Here is a 16,975-nt window from a genome sequence, read left to right as displayed (position 1 = left end):
TAACTATGGAAGAGTTAACACTATGAAATATTCAGCATTATTGATCGGTTTGTTAGCTGCCAGTAGCGCAGCACAAGCTGATTGGTTCTACCGCGGTACCAGCAATGGCTGGGCAACCAGCGCATTAGAAACCGTATCTGCGACAGAGTTTTCAACTTGCCAAAGCTTTGGCGACAACGACCCGCGCTTCAAGATCGATCGCTTTGGTGATTGGAACGAAGCCTACCCCGGTGATGATGTACGCGTTGACGCGAACAAAAGCTACGACATCCGCTTTTTTAGCGACAGCAAAAACATTACCACCACTGAAGTCAGCAGCTGTGGCGACGTAGAGCCTCCAAAAGACAGCTGGTTCTATCGCGGCACGTCTAATGGTTGGGCAGCTACCGCCATGACCAGTACCGACAACCTTAACTTCTGTACCACTCAAAGTTTTGCCAATAACGAGCCACGTTTCAAAATCGATCATTATGGCGATTGGAACGAAGCTTACCCAACGGCAGACTTTACCGTTACTGGCAACGCCAGCTATGACATTTGCTTTAACGCCAGCTCAAAAGCCATTACTGCTACGCCAGTAAACAGCGAAGATACTCAAGCTCCTAGTGTGAGCGCCAATCCAGCGGCAGGCACCTATACCAGTGCTCAGCAAATTAGTGTAAGCGTGAGTGATAATCAAGATAGCGCTCCAGCAATTTACTGCACCACTGATGGCTCGACGCCATCTGCCAATGCTAGCCCATGTAATGACCTCACGTTTAACGCTACCGATGTAGTGGCTGATGGCGTAGATTTAAGCCTCAAGGTTTTCGCGGTAGATGCCTCAGGTAATTCTGCGATAAGCAGCTTTGATTACATCATTACCGATGCACCAACAGATAGCTGGTACTACCGTGGTACGTCGAACGATTGGCAAACCACATTGATGGCGAGTGCCGGTAACGACAACTACTGTACAACGCAAAGCTTTGGCAGTAACAATCCACGCTTCAAGATTGACCATTTTGGCGATTGGACAGAAAACTACCCAAGCACTGATGTATTGGTTGATGCAAACTCTACCTACAAGATTTGTTTTAACGCAATATCTAAAGCAGTCTCTACCGACAAACAGGGCTGTGAATCAAACTGCGGCACCGACACAGAAACCTTAGGAGCAGTGTATTCAGCATCCAGCACAACGTTTTCTATTTGGTCACCAGATCATAGCAATGTAAAAGTGGTCGTAAACGGCGTAGAGCACAGCTTACAAGCAGTGAATGATTTTGCCGGTTACAGCCAGGTCTACCAAACCACCGTAGAAGGCGATTTGCACCTTAGCCCTTATACCTTTTTGATTAACGGCGTGCAGGTTCGCGACCCTTACGGAAAGATGGTACAGCCGGGTACCGGTGATTATGAAGCCATTAACATTGTAATGGATATGAGCCGCACCGAACCAGCAGGAGGCTGGGCAGCGCGTCCAAGTTTGATTGAGCGCGAAGATGCGATTATTTACGAAGTGCACGTGCGTGATTTCACTATTGATGCAAGCGCTGGCGTAAGTGCTGGCAACAACGGTAAATACTTAGGAATGGTAGAAGCAGGCACCACCCATAATGGCGTGAAAACCGGCATCGACCACCTTAAAGAGCTTGGCGTAACACACGTACAGCTATTACCAGTATATGACTTTGCTACCTGTGACGGTTTACCCGATAGCGACCCGTGTTACAACTGGGGTTACGATCCTCGAAACTTCAATGTACCCGAGGAGCGTTACTCAAGCGTACCCACTGATTATGAAGCCCGTGCCCGTGAATTTAAAACCATGGTAAACGAGTTCCATAAAGCCGGTATTCGAGTGGTGATGGATGTGGTGTACAACCACACCTTTGACGATGAAATGTTTGAAAACATTTCTGGCCAATACTACACCGCCACCGACTTATCGGGCACCGGTAACTCAATTAATGCCGACGTACCCATGGTTAGCCGAATGATTCAAGACTCGCTTGAATATTGGGTAGACGAGTACGGCATTGATGGTTTCCGCTTCGACTTGATTGGTATTTTTTCTTACCAAGAAGTAGAAAAATGGGGTCGTCACCTTAACAATCAATTTGCCGACCGCAACTTGCTAATTTATGGCGAACCATGGAACGGCTATGCTACCGATCCGTTAGAAGAGCAACGAGTGCGTTACGGCACCACCCATCATATGGCTGATGAACATATCGGTGTATTTAATGGCGCGTTCCGTGAGTCACTAAAAGGTTCAAACGATGATGCTCGCACCGGCTACATGTTTAATAATGTAGATGCGGCTGAATCGGGTTGGGCTATTTATGATGGCTTCCAAGGCTCTCCCTACAATCCAAACGACGGCCGAAACAGCACTTGGTTCCGTAATTATGCTGCCGATCCAGAGCAAACGATTAACTACATTTCGGCTCACGATAACTTTGGTTTGTGGGATAAGGTGTACTTAAGCACCTCGAGTAACGTGCAGCAAAACAGCTCGCATCAGGTGATTAGCTTTAATCCTCCTGGCGATCTCACGTACAGCAAGCGGGTAGTGAATTTTGGCATGGGCATGGTACTCACTAGCCAAGGCATACCTTTTATTCACGCTGGCGATGAGTTCCTGCGAACTAAAACCAATAACCAGCAAATTAGTACCCCTTCAGCGTGGAATTACGGGGCTCACGGCGGTACTCACAATACCTACAATGCGCCAGATAGTTTCAATGCCATTCGTTGGTCAAACAAAGCGGACAATATCGCCACATTCAATTACTTTAAGCAGCTGATTGAATTACGCCGTAAGCACGCAGGTTTACGCATGAATACTAGCCAAGAAGTGGCTCAGTACTTAAATGTGAGCCGCCCAGACCAATTTGGTGGACAGGTGATTACTGGCCACATCACCGACCCAAGTGATAGCCATAACCTGTTTATTGTGTATAACAGCGGAAATAATCAAACCGTAAGTTTACCGGCAGGTAGCTGGACTAAGGTAGCTGATGCCTATGGTGCCGCTAACGCTGGTGGCTTATCGGGTAATACCCAAGTAGAAGGCTCAGCAGTGACTATGTTTACTCAAGCTAAATAAACAATAACGCTGACTAAAAAGCCCGAGCAATTGCTCGGGCTTTTTTTATTCGAGGCAGAAAGTACATAAATCCGCGAAATGGGAGTGTTAACGGCACGCTGCTAAAGCAGTGTTAAACTGCGGTAAAAACTGCGGGTATTTCTCCAACCAATTAAAATTAAAATAAGCCGAGAGGTTTGCTTCTCGTAAGTGTTTCACCGCAATTTCTTGAGTGATATGGCCATGTTCTAGCTCAACATAATAGGTGTCAAATGGCGCCATCACAGCATCTAGTCGACCCAGTTGTAGCAACTCAAATAATATATGGTAATCGTAGCGTGACTGTACGTTGGTATATTGATGTTTAGCCATCCACTTGTGCATTGCAGAGCCATGTAATACACCTATATTCATGGCTTTCATTTCAGCACTGTTAGTCTCAAACTCAACCTCTTGCAAACTAAACAAACTGCGATAAGTGACCACTAAAGGATCGCTTGCTTTAGCAAAAGCATCACGCTCGGCCGTTTGGTTAAGAATAAACAAGCCGTCAAACTTTCCTTCTTTCAGCTCTTTTTCGGCGCGGCCAATTGGCCTAACATCCACTTCATAATGAACCCCAACTTCTGTCATGGCACATTGCATAATGCTCACTGTTCTGCCGCTTAAGGCATCACCGTCAACGATTTGATAGGGCGGTAAATGGTGAGTAACCAAGCGCAAAGGTTGCGCCTGAGCGGTGAATAGACAAGCAACAAATAAAGCGCAGCAGAATTTCAGTCGCGGTTTCATCAATGACACTCTTCCTTATGCAGCATCCAGCTCCCCCCATAAGTTTAGTCGCTTAAGCGCTGAGTAATAAATTTTTTGCAAAGCGCTAAGATTTTCATAAGGTGATTTAGATCCCGCTAGTAAATTCTATTAACGGTGCAATAAAGTTTCATAATTTTATATAACAAACTTAGCGATTAAGCTTTAACCATCTTGAACAATGTTCCAGCAAAGCCGAGTTGTAGGGCTGCATTGCACAAGAGAATGGTGGGTGAGATTTACCTTTATCTGCACTCACTGTTCGCAGCATTTCCTTTCCTTTATGGACTAAGTTTCCTAACCCCGCCCTCGTTGGCGGGTTTTTCTTGATACCCGCCAATATTTACAATATTGTCACTTACCTCATAGTGAGATATTTCAGCGCTTAATTGATATGCAGTTTAGATAAGCGTGACAGAAATAACACTTCATCGAGAAACAAATTCTTATTCGCCGCAAAACGCGTATTTTTAATGTGGAAGCAGTCACTTAACCAAAAACATGAAAAAAATTACCGATACAGAGCTAATCAGAAGTGCCAATCGCCGGGAAATCATTCAAACCCTTCGTCAACATGGCGAGCTTGCTAGGGTTGAGATAGGTAATTTCACCCAACTAAGCCCAGCCACCATTACCTCAATAACCTCGGAGTTGGTGCAGCAAGGCTTTATTGTTGAACAGAATGTTGTATTGGATCCCAGCAGTGGTCGTGGCCGCCCTAAAGTAAAACTGCAGCTAAACAAACAAGCGGCATTTTACCTAGCGGTTAAACTATCGATTAACGAAGTACGCTTTATGTTGGGTGATACATCTGGCGCTATTATCGCGCAAGCGACTCTTTCAATGTTAACGGTAACGCTCAATCAATCTCAGTTAGTAGACGCCCTCTCCAAAGCTATCGAAGAGTTTATTCAGCAACATAAAGTTGAACGCAGTAAGCTACTTGGTTTAGGTTTAGCCGTTCAAGGGGTTATAGAGCCCCACGGTGAAGGCATATTGTGGAGCCCTGCCGTTAAAGACCAACAACTTGAGTTAGTTGAGTTACTCGCACAACAAACGCAACTGCCAGTATTTATAGCTAACGACGCAAACTGTTTAGCAGTGGCTTTAAAAAGCCTGCCCCGCTATAGCAAAGTAAATAACCTTGTCGCCATTCAACTGGGTTATGGGGTTGGCATGGGCTTGATTGTAAATGGTGAGTTTTATCAAGATGCTGGCTCAGCCGCTACTGAGTTTGGCCATACTAAATTTAGCTTAAATGGCCCACAATGTCGTTGCGGAGGGCGCGGATGTATTGAAGCCTACGTTGGCGATTACGCGATTTATCGCGACGCTAGCGCAGTGTATAACTTGCCTCCTACCGACATGTTGCACCCTTCAGAAAAGCAAATGCTCGATCTTAATAAGCTAGCCAAAGATGAACACCAAGCTATGAGCCACATTTTTTCTCAAGCTGGTACGGTGTTAGGCATGGGCTTAGCCAATGTAATGGCACTATTTAACCCGCAAAAAATTGTTATATCAGGCCCTGGGGTACGTGCCTTTGACTATATGAAAGAGTCGATGACTAAAACCCTATCTGAAAATCTATTGCCTTATCACAATGTCGATAACGTGGTAGAAAAATACAATTGGGATGAAGACATGGCCGGCATTGGCATGATTGCCATTATGCAGCAGCACACCGACTAATCACGTGCAGCGTAATCAAAAAAGGGAGCTCAGCTCCCTTTTTTAGTTTGGCATTCAACTTACTTAAAGACTCGCTTACTCGCATAGTGGCCTAGCATCATGCTGAGCAAAAACCAGTAAATCGCCGCTTCACCGCGTAATAAACTAGCCACAGCAGGCCCCGGACAAATACCCACCATGCCCCAACCAATGCCAAAAATAGCCGCGCCAATGAGTAGCTTAGGCGTAAGTGTTTTTTGTGTTGAGCACTGAATAGCTTCACCGTTTACCGCGTGGCTGCGCGGTTTAATCAGCAAGTGATAAAACGGCACAAATACTAATAGCGCACCACCAATCACAAAGGCCAAACTCGCATCCCAATGCCCAGTTACATCTAAAAAGTTAGCCACTTTGTAAGGATTAACCATTTGCGACACGTTCATGCCAAGGCCAAATAGTAAGCCAGTCAATAAACCCACTAGTACTTTAAACATGCGCAACTCCTAAACCACCGGTTAACCAAACAACCAAGGCAGCGCTTGCCATAAACACTAGCGTTGCCACGATTGAGCGCAATGAAAATCGACCAATCCCACAAATACCATGACCACTGGTGCAACCGTTCCCTAGTTGAGTCCCCACTCCCACCGCTAGGCCACCTGCAATTAACCAAGCCAAGGAGTAATCAGGCAAGGCCGCCTCACTTAAGCCCAATAAGGGGTTAAATAAAAAGCTCGCGGCCATTGCGCCAATAAAGGCAAGTCGCCAAGGCCACTCATTGCGCGAGGCTCCCCAAATACCCCCTAAAATGCCACTAATACCGCCAGTACGACCACTAAGTAACATTAATAAAGAGACCGACAAGCCTAATAACATGCCGCCCGCGAGCGCACTCCAAGGGGTAAAATCTGTCATTACTTACTCCAAGCTCATTTCATTCACTACAAAATTGTTGCTGTAAACCGGCTAACAAGGTTTTCACCTTGGGGTCGGCTATACAATAAAACACCGTTTGCGCTTGCTTACGCACTGCCACCAAACCTTGTTCACGCAGTACTTTTAAGTGCTGCGAAAATGCCGACTGGCTATTTTGGCTATGTTGACGCAGTTCACCCACGCTCATTTCACCCTCTCGTAATAAACACAGCACTACTAACCGATCAGGATGAGCGATGGTTTTTAAGTACTCACTCACCATACTGGCTTGCTCATGTAACTCATTTCTTGCAGGCATTGAAACCTCCTCAATTAGTAGGAATTATACAAAGCCCATTAAATTAGTCAAACCTAAATTAAATAAAACTTAATTAGAATATTGAGAATTAGATTGAACTAATATATAGTCATTTCAAATTAGTGAACCATCTAATGGCTCACTAACGATCTATATCAACAGTGGACGCTCAGGCTTTGATTAGGCTGTCACCACTAGCTTTGTTTATACATTTATTTGATTTAAATAGTGGGAGAGCAACATGACCAAGATTGTAATTATAGGCGGCGTAGCAGGCGGCGCATCAGCGGCCGCTAGAGCGCGTAGATTAAGTGAACAAGCAGAAATCATTATGCTGGAACGTGGCCCCTATATCTCTTTTGCAAACTGTGGTTTGCCCTACCATATTGGCGGCGATATTGAGCAGCGTGATGCCTTGTTGCTGCAAACCCCTGAAAGCTTTAAAGCCCGGTTTAACGTAGATGTACGGGTAATGAATGAAGTCGTTAGCATCAACCGTAAACAAAAAACAGTCACCATTCGCGATCTTACTACCCAAAAAAACTACCAAGAGTCTTACGACAAACTGGTACTTAGCCCAGGCGCTTCGCCAATCGTTCCACCCATCCCTGGGATTCAAAACTCTCGGACCTTCTCGCTACGAAACATTCCAGATATGGACAAAATCATTGCCAATATTGAGGCAAATAAACCCAAACACGCAACAGTGGTTGGCGGGGGATTTATCGGCATTGAAATGGCAGAGGCGCTGATTCAACGTGGTATTAGCACCAGCTTAATTGAACTATCTGCCCAAGTAATGGCGCCAGTAGATCGTGAAATGGCCACGCCGCTACACCAAGAAATGCAGCACCACGGCGTAGATTTACGTTTAGGCGTGGCACTAGAAGCGGTATTCCCTAGCCAGCAACAATCAGCCGAAGAACTCGCAGCCATAGACGAACACGGCTTAGAACTGCGCCTTAGTAACGGTGAATTACTGGAAACCGAATTGTTGATTATGGCGATTGGCGTTAAACCTGAAACGAGCTTGGCCACTCAGGCGCAGCTTGAGTTAGGTGAATTAGGCGGCATCAAAGTTAATAGCCAGCTACAAACCTCAGACCCAGATATTTTTGCTGTGGGCGACGCCATTGAAGACCCCGAGTTTGTTACCGGTGATGCGGCACTGATTCCCTTAGCAGGGCCAGCCAATCGCCAAGGTAGAATGGTAGCCAACAATATCTTTGGTGCGGGCGAACACTATAAACGCAGCCAAGGTACCGCTATTTGTAAGATTTTCGATATAGCCGTGGCCTCTACAGGTTTAAATGAAAAAACCTTGCAACGTAAAGGGCTAGACTACGACAAAGTGTACGTGCATGCAGCCAGTCATGCTGGCTACTACCCTGGCGCTCACCCCATTAACCTCAAGTTACTATTCCACCCAAAAACTGGGGCAATTTATGGTGCCCAAGCGGTAGGCAAAGACGGCATAGACAAACGCATTGATGTTATTGCCGTAGCTCAGCGCGCGGGCTTAAGTGTATTTGATTTACAAGATTTAGAACTTACCTATGCCCCACCCTTTGGCAGCGCAAAAGACGTAGTCAACCAAGCAGGTTTTGTGGCGGCAAATAGCATTAAAGGGGATACTCGCCTGTGCCACAGTGAAGAGCTCAACCAAGCCACTTCACAACAGCTAATACTAGATGTGCGCAATCCCGGCGAATTAGACAAATTGGGGGTGATTCCTGGAGCAATAAACATTCCAGTGGATCAGCTTCGCGAACGTATTAACGAGCTGCCAAAAGATAAAGAAATATTGATTTATTGCATGGTAGGTTTACGCGGTAACGTGGCGTATCGTCAACTGGTTAATAATGGCTTTACCGCCAAAAACCTTAGCGGTGGGTACAAAACCTGGTTAGCCAACCAAGCTTAAATTACAGCCATAAAAAAGCCCGGTATTAAACCGGGCAAAAGCTGAGACGCATAAAAATGCTTATTGTGCGTTTACCGTAATAGCCTTGCTGGCACTATTAAAGTTAATGCGGTAAGTGGTGTTGTCTGATACTTGGTAATCGGCAGTAGGGTAAGCCTCTGTCCAATTGCCGTTATCAATTTTAAAGCGCGCTGGTGCTTCTTCGCCACTAAAGCTTTGAACCGTATAGTACAAGCCACTCGTACTATCGTAATCTAACTGCGCTTTTCCCCAAGCATTGGCAGTACCGCGGAAGAACCACACTTCATCGCCGCCATTATCTGGATTACTATCACCAACACAGTTAGTTGCCGCTACCCAGCTACCCGCTGCATAACACAAACTATCACCAGTAGTATTTAAGTCGCCGGTTTGGTTAGCACCACTATCATTAAAGATAATGTTTAGGCTACTTAGCTTGGTTCCAAAGTCATGACAGTAGTAACCGTCTTTTTGCACCATAGCTACACCAGGCCACTGCGCATTAGCTACCGCTGTTTCCGCGCTAACCGACCAGTAGTAAAGCGTTGGATTGTTAAAGCCAGCTTGGTTGTCGTAACACACTTCAGTGCCACCAACAGGATCTGGGATTACACCACCGGTAATTTCAAAGCCACAGGCCTCTAAAGTGCTCCACGCGCCGCCTTTATAGCAACCAGCTCCAGCAACGCTTAAGTCTGCTGTTTTATTTGCACCACTGTTACTAAAGATAGCGTTAACGCTAGTAAGCTCTACACCCAAGTCATGACACTTAAAGTCACCATTAGTTTGCATTGCCACACCAGGCCAGCTTGCATCGCTTAGGCTTCCTGCAGGTTGAGCGCCCCAGTAATAAAGCGTTGATAGGCTTTCAGAAGTACAAATTGATGTAGCCGCTACTGGAGTAGCAGGCTTAGGATCGGTGTTACAGTTAGAGGTACATGGGCAATCTGCGCCAGTACATACGTCACCAATTTTAGCACCAACGTGGATAGCTGCCGCGCTATCACCGCCTACAGTAAAGTTAGCTTGTCCGCCGCTTACGGTGATGGTTGCTTGGCCACTTGAGCCTGCTGCTTGATTACATTGGCCGGTGCTTTCATCAAAGTCAGCCTCAATAATATTACAGTATTGGCCATCAGGCATGCCTGTATCAAAGCTTTGGTTAATGTTGCTACCATAACGTTTGTTAATCACAACAAAGCCTAAACCACCACGACCAAAGGCGATTTGATCGTTACCACCTTGCCACCAGTTGGTGATTCGCCACTCTCCAGCAGTATGGTTACGGAAGGCCACCATGTTGGCAATGCCGCGCCACTTATGCTCACATACCCAGTTGCCGCCATTAAATCCACAAGCGTTACCAGTGTGTACACCACTGCCTGGAGGGCCTGCATCAAAGTCGCCGTTAAAGTAGTAACCCGACATGATTTTTGGATAACCATAAGGGTAAGCTAAGGTGAATACATTGGCTAAGAAGTAACCGTCACCTTGTACACCATGCCAAATAGGGCCATTAGGATTATGACGCTCTTCATCATGGTTAGTAACAAAAGTAACCGCATCAGAGCTCGATAGCTCCATTTGGTTACTCACGTCTCTTAGCCACGCAATGTTGCTATCACGAAAGGCTGGGCCAATCGCTCGAGCATAAGCAAATTCTGTTACATCACCAATGTAGGTATATTCAGTAGGACGAACCGGCTCGCCGCCAGCACCAATCACTTCTTGGAAGATATAAGGATTACCGTTTAGCTTGCCTTTAATAGCATCAATATCACCGGCTGGAATATGTTTAGCAGCGTCAATCCTAAAACCGGCAACGCCCATACCGATGGCGTCATTCATGTAGTCTGCAATTTTCTGACGAACATAATCAGAGCTAGTTTTCAGGTCATTCAAACCCACTAAATCACAGTTTTGCACTTGCCAGCGATTGCCGTAGTCAATATCGCTAGTACAAGAGTTAAAATCATTTGGCCCGTAAGGCACTTCAGGGAAGTTTCTGTCGTAGGCCGCCATGTGGTTAATCACCGCGTCTACATAAATATCTACCCCAACGTTTTTACAACGCTGCACCATATCTTGAAATTGACCGCGATTACCGCTGCGGCTTTCAAAGGCATAACTCACTGGTTGGTAGCGGGTCCACCAGGCGTTACCGCCGATGACTTTGTTAGGTGGAGAGACTTGCACAGCGGCGAAGCCTTTAGGGCCAAGGAAGGTTTCACACTCTTGTGCTACATCTTCCCAACTCCATTCGAAGAGGTGTACAAAGGCGGTTCTTGGTGCCGCCATGGCGGTGGACGCATAGCCCAGCGCCGCACCAGCTAGCAGAGCGCTAGTGGCGAGTTTGCTAAATTTTCTCATTGTTACTTTCCCATGTAATCGTTGAGCGTCTCTTTAGACATACATCACCGCCACTCTATGGTGTTTTTTACGGTGAGGCGGTAGACCAACTGTTGGAGAGAACCACAAGTAAAACTTAACCTTAACTATCCGTAGTCAATTTACCTCAAAAACTAATCTACGCTCATTTTTCAATCAAAGGGCAGGGCGGCTTATTTATTGAGCAATCAGTCACAAATAAAAACCAATACGATAGATGATGTTTGACAGTGATCAAACTTCAAACAATTATTCTGATATTTTGTAACATTAGTAAGATAAGCAACTTATTTAACTGTAAATAATTTCCGTATTTAACACTTAATCAAGTGTTTTTACCCATAGTTAATTATGTTTTTTCATTTTATTTTCTATCTGCTCTTCTCTATGTCTAAGTACAACAAAGCTTTACAATGGTACTTTACAGCCAAGTTTGTTGGAATATCTAATGGAAAAGCAGTGGTGGCATTCAGCAGTTGTTTATCAAATTTACCCGCGTAGTTTTTGTGATAGTAGCGGTGATGGCAACGGCGATCTTCGCGGAATAAACAGTAAACTCCCCTACTTAGAAAAACTCGGAATTGATTTAATTTGGCTGTCTCCAGTTTACCTTTCGCCAATGAAAGACAACGGCTACGATATTGCCGACTACCAAGCCATTGATCCACGCTTTGGCAGCATGGCCGACATGCAAACGCTGATTCACACAGCCAAGCAACATAATATTGGCATCATGATGGATCTGGTATTGAACCATACCTCTGATCAGCACCAGTGGTTTCAGCAAGCCAAACAAAGCCGCGATAATCCTTATCGTGATTATTACATTTGGCGAGATCAACCTAACCAAATTCGTTCAATATTTAGCGGCCCTGCTTGGCAGTTCGACAACACCACTAAGCAATACTACTTTCACTTGTTTGCTGATGCCCAACCAGACCTAAACTGGGAAAACCCCAAGGTAGCGACAGAAATACAGCAAATGATTTCTTGGTGGGTAGAGCAAGGTGTTGCTGGGTTTCGCTTAGATGTCATCGATCTAATTGGCAAACAAATTGACCAAGGCATTACTGAAAACGGCCCACGCTTACATCCTCTTCTGCAGCAAATGCATCAAGCTTGTTTTGCCAACAAACCACTCGTTACGGTGGGTGAAACCTGGGGCGCCACCCCAGAAATAGCCAAGTTGTATTCCAACCCCCAACGACAAGAATTGTCGATGGTTTTTCAGTTTGAACATGCCTCGATAGATTGGCACCCAATACATGGTAAATGGCAAGTTCAGCCCTTTGACCTTATTGAATTAAAAGCGGTGATGAGTAAATGGCAAACCTGTTTTGATGGCGATGGTTGGAATGCGCTTTTCTGGAACAACCACGATTTACCGCGCATTGTTAGCCGTTGGGGTAACGACGGCCAATACCGAGAGCGCAGCGCTAAGTTGTTAGCCACTTTACTGCACGGGATGCAAGGTACGCCCTACATTTATCAGGGTGAAGAGATTGCCATGACCAATGTACGGTTTGAGGACCTAGATGATTACGATGACATTGAGATAAAAAATAGTTACCAAGAAAAAGTGCTAGAACAACAAAGTCTCAGCCACCAACAGTTTATGCAGGGTGTATATACCAGCGCCAGAGACAACGCTCGTACGCCTATGCAGTGGGACAATAGTGTCAACGCAGGATTTACTCATGGCAAACCTTGGTTAGCACTTAATCCTAACTATTCAGATATCAACGTGGCTAATGCGCTAGATAGAGCGGATTCGGTGTTTTACCACTATCAGCAGCTCATTGCTTTGCGCAAGTCAGCGGAATATTCAGACACGCTCATCTACGGTGATTTTGCTCTGCTACTAGCAGAACACCCACAGGTATTTGCTTATGTGCGGCAGCATCAGCAGCAACGCTTGTTAGTGATGGCGAATGTGAGTGAACAAGAGCAACAGGTTGGATTGAATTTGTCGGTGGAAAAAGTGGTGCTAAATAACCTTCAGCAGAATGATGAATTAGTCAGTGATTTAGAAGCACTACGCTTAGCGCCCTATCAAGCGATAGTTTATGCGCTAAGCACTAGCTAAAGACTTACTCGCTAAGAGTATATTGCTCGGATAAGCGGTGACATAACCACTTATACAAATTAAAGGCCTTTGGGCTATTTGTGGTAGGCAGTAAGTCATCGTCTAAAAAGGCTTCGCCTTTAAAAGTAAGCACATCCCCGTGTTGGGAAATGTCGCGCACTTCAATGCCAGGAATGTAGTCTTCGTGTTCTCGAAGTAGCTGATTGGCTATATCAATCAGCGCTTGTTGGCTTATGGTTTGTTTAGTCATTACACCTAGATCATCGCTCAATGTTGAGCTTTAGCATACACAGATGCATCCACCGGCAATAGCGCTAAGATCAAAACTTGTGGCGCTTTTCTCAGCTTAAATAAATAACAAAATACGCAACTATTTATCAGTGTTTAAGGGCTTGGTTTTACCGCGCCATTGCTGAATCAATAAGCCACTAATTATTAACAACAATCCTATATAAGTGGCCGATTCAATCTGTTCACCTAAAAAATAGGCAATAAAAAACAAGGACAAAAATGGCGAGATAAAAATCAGGTTACTTATACGAGCGGTGTTATGAGTAAATTTAAGCGCAAGCACCCAGCAAACAAAAGCAATGCCCATTTCAAATAACCCAACATATGCGGCACCCAGCCAGGCTTTGGCATTCCAAGTGGGTAGCCCATCACTCCACCAGCAATACAGCAACACCATTGGCAAACTAAAACAAAAGGCTACCAGCAAACTGGCTACAGGGTCTCCGCTATTTCGAGTATTAATGATCCAATAGCCGGCCCACAATAAGGTGCTAAACAGTGCCAGTAATACCCCCGGAACACTATCAAACTGCATGGCGAGTATGTCTCCTCGCGTGGCTATCACCAATACGCCCAAATACCCTAAGGCCATGGCAATTACATCTTGTTTTCGTAATTGCTGCTTTAAAAAAGGCACCGCCAATAAGGCCAGGGTTATTGCCCAAGTGTAATTTAGTGATTGCGCCTGCTGGGCGGGTAGTAAGTCGTAAGCTTTGAACAACACCAGATAGTAAAGAAAAGGATTAATGGCTCCTACCAACATAAAAAAGCCCGGCCGCCGCTTAGCATAAACCCAAGCCAAAGACAGTTTTCGCTGCCACAGCAATACGCCAGTCAGCAATAAAATGGAGCTAATAGAAGCCAATAACACCAATTGAATTGGAGTAAGCCATTGCAGCGCAAGTTTGAATGCGGTGGCTACCGTAGACCACATCAGCACTGCTGAAATGCCAAAGGCATAGGCTTTAGTTTGTGTTTTCATCAAGACATTAATATTTACGACTAAAGCGCCAAGTGTATGCGGCATAACTCGCTAGGGCTAGCCTTAAATAGGCACTAATGCAGCGGTATTTATAGCCCTGCGACAAAATCTCTATATTGCGCAAGAATGGAAAAGAATCTTGGTCTGAATCTGGCTAAACTGATCTCAAATCGATGATTTGAGCAAAAAATGACAAGCCAAAGTGAGCGCATTCGCCAAGTAAAGCTGCATATCGAAAGTACTCTAGACCAAGCGCTAGATATCGCTACGCTTGCGTCACTCGCTGGTTTCTCAGCCTTTCATTTTTGTCGTTTATTCCAAGCTTATGTTGGCGAGAGCATTTATGCCTATCGAAAACGCTTATTGCTTGAACGCTCCATTAAACACCTGCAATACACCGATTTAGCTCTAAGTGAAATAGCTTACCGCAGTGGTTATCAAAACCAATCATCCTATAACAAAGCCTTTAAATTGCAGTTTGCGCAAAGCCCAAATCAGGCAAGGCAACAAAAGAGCAGTGTGACAACGCAACCAGAGCAGCCAATACTTTCTTCCCATCCCCCATTGTCAGCTGCCGAGGTAGAAGTGGTAAAACTCCCTGCCATGTCAGTGCTCAGTTATCGCACCAGTGGCCGTTACTTAGAGGCTGCTCCGCTAGCTTGCCAAGGTCTATTTCAGCGCTGTGAGCAACTCGGCCTCGCAATTGAGGATAGCCAGTTAATTGGTTTGCCTCACGATGACCCTAGCGTGACTCACTCTGAGCAAATTCGCTTTGACGCTTGCTTAAGCCAAAGCAACACTCTGCCAGCGAATTTATTGGTAGAGCTAGGTTTACAACAGCAGCAGTTACCTGCAGGCACCTATGCAAAATTAAGGCACCATGGCGCTTACCAGCACATATTCAGTAGCTACCAAGTGTTGTTATTGCATTGGCTGCCTCTAGCCAGCTACCAGTTGCGCGACAGTGTGTGTTTAGAGTTTTATCTAGATAAGCAACCACAAAACCTTCAGCCAGACGCTTTAAACACCGACATCTATTTGCCCATTCAAGCTTCGTTATAAACGGGATCTATCCATGAATCTGCCCACTGTTTACTACACCAGCCATAGCGCAATCAGCGATCCTAAGCATTACCTGGCGCAAGCTAAAGATTGTGGTTCTGATATTCAACGCTTAGTGACCATGGTTCAACAAAACTTGATTCACCCCTACTGGCTTGAGCACTATCAACTAACCACGCCTTTTCAAACCCGCTTAGACGAGCTGCAAACACGGAACGTGGAACAAAAGCTTCGCTGGTTAAGTCATAACAGCAAGCCAGCGCTTCAGCCTAAAGCACCACGGCAGCGAATGATGGGAAATTGCCGAGACTTTAGTTTACTGCTGGTAAGCCTGCTGCGCAGCCAAGGCATCGCCGCGCGGGCTCGTTGCGGCTTTGCGCGTTACCTAGGTATCTACCAATTTGAAGACCACTGGATATGCGAATACTGGTACCAATCACAACAGCGCTGGGTGATGGTGGACGCCCAACTAGACCTTATTCAACAAGATATTCTGAATATTCAATTTGACCCGCTCGATGTTCCACAAGAACAGTTCATTTTTGCCGGAAAAGCTTGGCAAGACTGCCGCCTAAATCCACAGCTCAGCGAGCAACACGGCATTTTGAGTTTTAAGGGTTGGCCGATAATACAGGGCAATGTAATCAGAGACATTTTTGCCCTGAGTAAAGTGGAATTATTGGCGTGGGACTGTGGTTGGGGTTTGCAAGCGCACTACTTACATCACAGCGCTAAAACCGATGACATTGAATTATTAGATACACTTGCCATGGCCAGCACGACCTCCAATAGCCAACTAGCCATTGAACTAAGTCAGCACCCTAAGGTGGCTCTACCTAAAAACTGGAACTGGAGAAAGGCTCAAAGCATTTGCAGTTTGCTTGCTGAGCTAACAACCAAGGAACCTCTGCCACTCAATAACTCAATTTGAGTGCTTAGGCATACTAGCAGGCTTCGCTCCATTCTAATGCAGTCGACAAACCAAAACGTAAACTGTCGAATACTAAAAAGTTTGCCTCGCCAAGCTTGTTGTCTACTTGAGCAACTTGAACGTCGCCGTTAAACCCTACCGCACTGAGCTTTTTGGCCAGTTGCTCTGGTGCTTTTTCAAACACGACACTCATAAAAGGCAATAAATCACTGCGCAGCACTCCGTGATGATTAAACTGCTCAATGGCCGAACTCAACTGGTCACTATCTGTAAACTCGATAACGTCTAAAACTTGTTGCAACAACATGACTAAATAAATTCCATTTTTATCAATAACTTGATTAAGCAGCATAGATTCTACCTTTTTCTGCGCCTCAGCGTTACCGGGAATAGTCTATTTTTAAATCAAAAGCCCATCAACATGCCACGGAAAAAGGGAGATAAAGCAAATTGACAAAAAACATATTTAAGGTATATTCCGCGAGTCTTGAACCATACGAAG

The 16,975-nt window shown here is 45.4% G+C and carries 14 protein-coding genes; 6 read left to right on the top strand and 8 right to left on the bottom strand.

What is annotated here, in order from left to right; genetic code table 11:
- Window positions 1-22: 22 nt before the first annotated feature.
- Window positions 23-3,094 carry an alpha-amylase family glycosyl hydrolase gene (locus tag Q4592_RS07050; RefSeq protein ID WP_303511517.1) on the top strand — a complete coding sequence of 1,024 codons (3,072 nt, stop codon included), beginning with the start codon at window positions 23-25 and terminating at the stop codon, window positions 3,092-3,094.
- 87 nt (window positions 3,095-3,181) lie between these two features.
- On the opposite strand, the gene Q4592_RS07045 is transcribed toward Q4592_RS07050, so the two are convergent.
- Window positions 3,182-3,865, bottom strand: coding sequence for an ABC transporter substrate-binding protein (locus Q4592_RS07045; protein WP_303511516.1), 684 nt, complete (start codon window positions 3,863-3,865; stop codon window positions 3,182-3,184).
- Window positions 3,866-4,384: 519 nt separating this feature from the next.
- Here Q4592_RS07045 and Q4592_RS07040 point away from each other — a divergent pair.
- Window positions 4,385-5,575, top strand: coding sequence for an ROK family transcriptional regulator (locus Q4592_RS07040; RefSeq protein ID WP_303511515.1), 1,191 nt, complete (start codon window positions 4,385-4,387; stop codon window positions 5,573-5,575).
- 59 nt (window positions 5,576-5,634) lie between these two features.
- Here Q4592_RS07040 and Q4592_RS07035 read toward each other — a convergent pair whose 3' ends face one another.
- The 3 genes from Q4592_RS07035 to Q4592_RS07025 are packed head-to-tail and all read right to left on the bottom strand — an operon-like array spanning window position 5,635 to window position 6,788.
- Window positions 5,635-6,048 carry a YeeE/YedE family protein gene (locus Q4592_RS07035; RefSeq protein ID WP_303511514.1) on the bottom strand — a complete coding sequence of 138 codons (414 nt, stop codon included), beginning with the start codon at window positions 6,046-6,048 and terminating at the stop codon, window positions 5,635-5,637.
- Window positions 6,041-6,469: a YeeE/YedE family protein gene (locus Q4592_RS07030; RefSeq protein WP_303511512.1), complete on the bottom strand. Its 429-nt coding sequence runs from the start codon at window positions 6,467-6,469 to the stop codon at window positions 6,041-6,043. The genes Q4592_RS07035 and Q4592_RS07030 overlap by 8 nt, the downstream gene beginning before the upstream one ends.
- A 19-nt stretch (window positions 6,470-6,488) precedes the next feature.
- Window positions 6,489-6,788 (bottom strand): helix-turn-helix transcriptional regulator, encoded by a 300-nt coding sequence (locus tag Q4592_RS07025; RefSeq protein ID WP_137674058.1) that lies wholly within the window; start codon window positions 6,786-6,788, stop codon window positions 6,489-6,491.
- Window positions 6,789-7,029: 241 nt separating this feature from the next.
- Here Q4592_RS07025 and Q4592_RS07020 point away from each other — a divergent pair, with 241 nt between their 5' ends.
- Window positions 7,030-8,712, top strand: a complete 1,683-nt coding sequence (locus Q4592_RS07020) for an FAD-dependent oxidoreductase (RefSeq protein WP_303511510.1) — start codon at window positions 7,030-7,032, stop codon at window positions 8,710-8,712.
- A 60-nt stretch (window positions 8,713-8,772) separates the two neighbouring features.
- On the opposite strand, the gene Q4592_RS07015 is transcribed toward Q4592_RS07020, so the two are convergent.
- Window positions 8,773-11,103 (bottom strand): starch-binding protein, encoded by a 2,331-nt coding sequence (locus Q4592_RS07015; protein WP_303511508.1) that lies wholly within the window; start codon window positions 11,101-11,103, stop codon window positions 8,773-8,775.
- A gap of 466 nt (window positions 11,104-11,569) precedes the next feature.
- Between Q4592_RS07015 and Q4592_RS07010 the strand changes: the two genes are divergently transcribed.
- A complete protein-coding gene (locus Q4592_RS07010) occupies window positions 11,570-13,207 on the top strand; it encodes an alpha-glucosidase (RefSeq protein ID WP_303511506.1) in 1,638 nt (545 codons plus the stop codon).
- Between the two features lie 4 nt (window positions 13,208-13,211).
- Here Q4592_RS07010 and Q4592_RS07005 read toward each other — a convergent pair whose 3' ends face one another.
- Both Q4592_RS07005 and Q4592_RS07000 read right to left on the bottom strand, forming a co-directional pair.
- The gene (locus tag Q4592_RS07005; protein ID WP_137674062.1) at window positions 13,212-13,457 is read right to left on the bottom strand and encodes a DUF2498 family protein; all 246 of its coding nucleotides are present in this window, start codon (window positions 13,455-13,457) and stop codon (window positions 13,212-13,214) included.
- Between the two features lie 120 nt (window positions 13,458-13,577).
- The gene (locus Q4592_RS07000; RefSeq protein WP_303511505.1) at window positions 13,578-14,480 is read right to left on the bottom strand and encodes a DMT family transporter; all 903 of its coding nucleotides are present in this window, start codon (window positions 14,478-14,480) and stop codon (window positions 13,578-13,580) included.
- A 189-nt stretch (window positions 14,481-14,669) separates the two neighbouring features.
- On the opposite strand from Q4592_RS07000, the gene Q4592_RS06995 reads away from it, so the two are divergent.
- Together Q4592_RS06995 and Q4592_RS06990 are read left to right on the top strand one after the other, a co-directional pair.
- On the top strand, window positions 14,670-15,542 hold the full coding sequence (locus tag Q4592_RS06995) for a GyrI-like domain-containing protein (RefSeq protein WP_303511504.1): 873 nt from the start codon (window positions 14,670-14,672) through the stop codon (window positions 15,540-15,542).
- Window positions 15,543-15,555: 13 nt separating this feature from the next.
- On the top strand, window positions 15,556-16,473 hold the full coding sequence (locus Q4592_RS06990) for a transglutaminase domain-containing protein (RefSeq protein WP_303511503.1): 918 nt from the start codon (window positions 15,556-15,558) through the stop codon (window positions 16,471-16,473).
- Between the two features lie 13 nt (window positions 16,474-16,486).
- Here the strand turns inward: Q4592_RS06990 and Q4592_RS06985 are convergent, their stop codons facing one another.
- The gene (locus Q4592_RS06985; protein WP_303511502.1) at window positions 16,487-16,825 is read right to left on the bottom strand and encodes a hypothetical protein; all 339 of its coding nucleotides are present in this window, start codon (window positions 16,823-16,825) and stop codon (window positions 16,487-16,489) included.
- Window positions 16,826-16,975: the final 150 nt, after the last annotated feature.

Origin of the sequence: Agarivorans sp. 1_MG-2023 (assembly GCF_030548385.1) — a bacterium.
In the GTDB taxonomy this organism is placed as follows: domain Bacteria; phylum Pseudomonadota; class Gammaproteobacteria; order Enterobacterales; family Celerinatantimonadaceae; genus Agarivorans.
This window is presented reverse-complemented; position numbering and strand designations above follow the sequence as displayed.

Bases quoted from the DNA above. Each gene is read 5' to 3' on its own strand.
- Q4592_RS06990 (WP_303511503.1), top strand. From the start codon at position 15,556: ATGAATCTGCCCACTGTTTACTACACCAGCCATAGCGCAATCAGCGAT.
- Q4592_RS07005 (WP_137674062.1), bottom strand. From the start codon at position 13,457: ATGACTAAACAAACCATAAGCCAACAAGCGCTGATTGATATAGCCAAT.
- Q4592_RS06995 (WP_303511504.1), top strand. From the start codon at position 14,670: ATGACAAGCCAAAGTGAGCGCATTCGCCAAGTAAAGCTGCATATCGAA.
- Q4592_RS07035 (WP_303511514.1), bottom strand. From the start codon at position 6,048: ATGTTTAAAGTACTAGTGGGTTTATTGACTGGCTTACTATTTGGCCTT.
- Q4592_RS07040 (WP_303511515.1), top strand. From the start codon at position 4,385: ATGAAAAAAATTACCGATACAGAGCTAATCAGAAGTGCCAATCGCCGG.
- Q4592_RS07010 (WP_303511506.1), top strand. From the start codon at position 11,570: ATGGAAAAGCAGTGGTGGCATTCAGCAGTTGTTTATCAAATTTACCCG.
- Q4592_RS06985 (WP_303511502.1), bottom strand. From the start codon at position 16,825: ATGCTGCTTAATCAAGTTATTGATAAAAATGGAATTTATTTAGTCATG.
- Q4592_RS07020 (WP_303511510.1), top strand. From the start codon at position 7,030: ATGACCAAGATTGTAATTATAGGCGGCGTAGCAGGCGGCGCATCAGCG.
- Q4592_RS07050 (WP_303511517.1), top strand. From the start codon at position 23: ATGAAATATTCAGCATTATTGATCGGTTTGTTAGCTGCCAGTAGCGCA.
- Q4592_RS07030 (WP_303511512.1), bottom strand. From the start codon at position 6,469: ATGACAGATTTTACCCCTTGGAGTGCGCTCGCGGGCGGCATGTTATTA.
- Q4592_RS07025 (WP_137674058.1), bottom strand. From the start codon at position 6,788: ATGCCTGCAAGAAATGAGTTACATGAGCAAGCCAGTATGGTGAGTGAG.
- Q4592_RS07015 (WP_303511508.1), bottom strand. From the start codon at position 11,103: ATGAGAAAATTTAGCAAACTCGCCACTAGCGCTCTGCTAGCTGGTGCG.
- Q4592_RS07000 (WP_303511505.1), bottom strand. From the start codon at position 14,480: ATGAAAACACAAACTAAAGCCTATGCCTTTGGCATTTCAGCAGTGCTG.
- Q4592_RS07045 (WP_303511516.1), bottom strand. From the start codon at position 3,865: ATGAAACCGCGACTGAAATTCTGCTGCGCTTTATTTGTTGCTTGTCTA.